A 2920-nucleotide genomic window follows, 5' to 3' on the forward strand; every position below is an offset into this window, starting at 1 on the left:
ACGAAACATATTTAGAACTAGACAGTAGCGATCCTTCGGCAGTCAACATAAACAGAAATATATACGTGCCAAATTGCTCAGCGTTGCTTCCTAATAATGTGTATATTATGACAGTCCCAATTATGATAAACGCAGATTTTGACATTTTCAGAACGGCTTTAATATTAAAAGCTAGCGATGGAACTGCATTAGGAACAATAAACCCACCACGTGAAAATGTAGGGACATGGCAAAACGTGACAAAAGTGTTCACTGTACCAGGTAATCTTAAATTTGATACAACTTACGTACAACTTTGGCAACCTAACGAAGGCAACGGCAAAATCTACATTGGTTACGATATTAAGATTGAAAAAGTAACGTCAACAAGTGATACAGCTACACCATATCAGCCTAATTTACTAGACGCACCGTATTATTTGAGTAAGGTGGCTTTGGGTGAAAATCTAATTAAACCAGAATCACAACAACCAGTTACTAATAGTAACTATCTTATTAACACCTATAACATTAAACCAATGGTAAAAGGTAAGAAGTATACCATCACACTTGAAGGAACTAAGCCAGCAACACAGGTTTTTAGACCATTTTTCACACGAGCAACAGGAGATGCATGGGAGGTTGGTGACTTACAACCAGTAGAAGGCTTAACTAATGTGTGGTCTAAAACATTTACAGCAGCAGATGACTCACACCCTACTACCCCACAAGTGCAGATTTATCAAGTACCAAGCACAAGTGTAGGACAATGTACAATTAAGTGGTTAAAACTAGAAAAAGGCGACACCCGAACCCCGAATATTAGTGAGTATAAATATCGTGGTACTGGCATGCGAGACTCAAACAATCCAAAAGATTATGTCTGGGATCTAGCACCAGAATATGTAGAAGATAACCTGGCCACAGATATTAAGGTTGCTGAAATCACAGGTAAAGCAAACAACTATACCGATGGGAAAGTATCGGAGATTAATTCGCAGTTGACTGCTTCAATTAATGAAGTTGATAAAAAAGTAACTGCCAATACGAAATCAATAACCACAATCAACAGCACGCTGACTGAAATGCAAAAACCAGTGAAATATGAGGCGTGGTTTAGCGGTGGCACTGAATTGAGACCAGCAAACGCAAATTCTAGATTTAGAGTAAGTGAAGAAATGTTAACCATTGGTACAAAACTAAATGTTGCTATGAATGAAAGTCCTTTAGAGTGGAATGCTGATCGTTGGGAAGCAACATTTACTAGAGAGTGCAGTATTTTAGTTGATGTACAAACTATGGTAGAATTTGCTGATCAATGGGGTACGTATGTTTATATCAACATGTGGAAGGATACTAATCAAACTCAAACATGGGATACAGGTTACGGTATGGGTATTGCAAGTGGCGCTAACTTTTGGTTTAGAACTGAATTGAGTGTATCTATGTATTGTATGAATGCTAAAGTTGGCGATAAATTTTCAATTGGTCTAGGAATGGCTTCTGGGAAATCTTTGACAAGCGCGAGAATACACAAATTACACATTATGGAATTATAAAATTTCCAATTAATTAAAAACTGCTACTAGCGTACTCAATCGAGTACTTTTTTTATTTTGCAATGAAAGGAGGCTAGTTGGTTGAAAGACGAAGCAATACAAGACGTGGTAGAACGCTTAGTGCGTATTGAAACGAAATTGGATAATTACGAATCATTACGCGAAAAAGCGGAAAGCGCAAAAGATAGAGCGGATCAGGCATATTCTATTGCGCTTAATAATGCAGAAGATATTAAAGAAATGAAAGCCAATAATAAATGGTCGTGGGGTTACATGATTGGTTTAGGCATTACGATCATTGGCTATTTCTTGACTAAATTGTAAAGGAGGTGAGAAGAAATGATTTTACCCGATAAGTATTATCAAGTCATTAAATGGACGGTTTTAACAGTTTTACCAGCTGCATCTGTTTTAGTAGCCACGTTAGGAAAAGCGTATGGATGGAATGGAACAGATATGACAGTTCTGACTATCAATGCAGTAGCCACGTTTTTAGGCGTTATCACTGGTGTGTCGGCATATAATTTGAAAAAATAGGAGGAAACAAATGAAAAAGAAAATTACTATTACTGCGATGAGCCTATTAACGGCTCTTTTTTTATTGCCAATTAATGGGTTTGCTTATACTATTAATGACGAGTATAATTTAGCGCCGAATCAAGGAGACTCCAGATTAGCAATTCCTAACAAGATTATTTTGCACGAAGCTGGAATAGATGCACCAGCAAGAAATGTAGCAGCCAACATGAAAAATAATTATAACGGAAGTAATCCTTATACCACAGATGTTATTGGTGACGGTGGGATTGTTTACCGTGTGGGTGAGCAAGGATATGTTTCGTGGGGTGCTGGTAATGCCAATCCTTATGCGCCTGTACAGATTGAATTACAGCGCACATATGATAAAGCATTGTTTGAGAAAAACTATCGAGCTTACATTGAATATACAAGAGATAGTGCAAAAAAATATGGAATTCCATTGACTCTTGATCAAGGAACTTCTTTATTTACAAAAGGAATCATTTCTCATTTGTGGGTGACAAATTATGTTTGGGGAAACCATACAGATCCATATGGTTACTTATCGCAAATGGGAGTCAGCAAAGAAAAGCTTGCTTATGATTTAGCTCATGGATTTACCGATGAAAATCCAACTACTTCAGATGATAAACCAGTCATTGATCCAACTAGAGCAGGTGCTGCAAATCCTACGCTGACAGATGGAACAAATTATGCCCACATTGATCAGTTCGGAGAAATCGAAAACGCAAACTTGCATGTAGCTGGATGGCACATTGCTAATTATAAATACGAGTATATTTTCATTATGGACTACAATACTGGAAAAGAACTAGCTAGAGTAAGAGCTGATGGGATTTATA

The 2920-nt window shown here is 37.3% G+C and carries 4 protein-coding genes; all 4 read left to right on the forward strand.

Annotation, left to right across the window (positions count from 1 at the left end):
• Positions 1 to 1538: hypothetical protein (locus KFO35_RS13885; RefSeq protein ID WP_244653264.1), on the forward strand; the 1538-nt coding region annotated here is incomplete at its 5' end.
• Between the two features lie 81 nt (positions 1539 to 1619).
• Positions 1620 to 1862, forward strand: coding sequence for a hemolysin XhlA family protein (locus tag KFO35_RS13890; protein ID WP_002322123.1), 243 nt, complete (start codon positions 1620 to 1622; stop codon positions 1860 to 1862).
• A 15-nt stretch (positions 1863 to 1877) separates the two neighbouring features.
• Positions 1878 to 2075 carry a phage holin gene (locus KFO35_RS13895; protein ID WP_002302122.1) on the forward strand — a complete coding sequence of 66 codons (198 nt, stop codon included), beginning with the start codon at positions 1878 to 1880 and terminating at the stop codon, positions 2073 to 2075.
• Between the two features lie 10 nt (positions 2076 to 2085).
• Positions 2086 to 2920: peptidoglycan recognition protein family protein (locus tag KFO35_RS13900; RefSeq protein ID WP_211140347.1), on the forward strand; the 835-nt coding region annotated here is incomplete at its 3' end.

It is taken from the genome of Enterococcus lactis (assembly GCF_015751045.1).
GTDB lineage: Bacteria > Bacillota > Bacilli > Lactobacillales > Enterococcaceae > Enterococcus_B > Enterococcus_B lactis.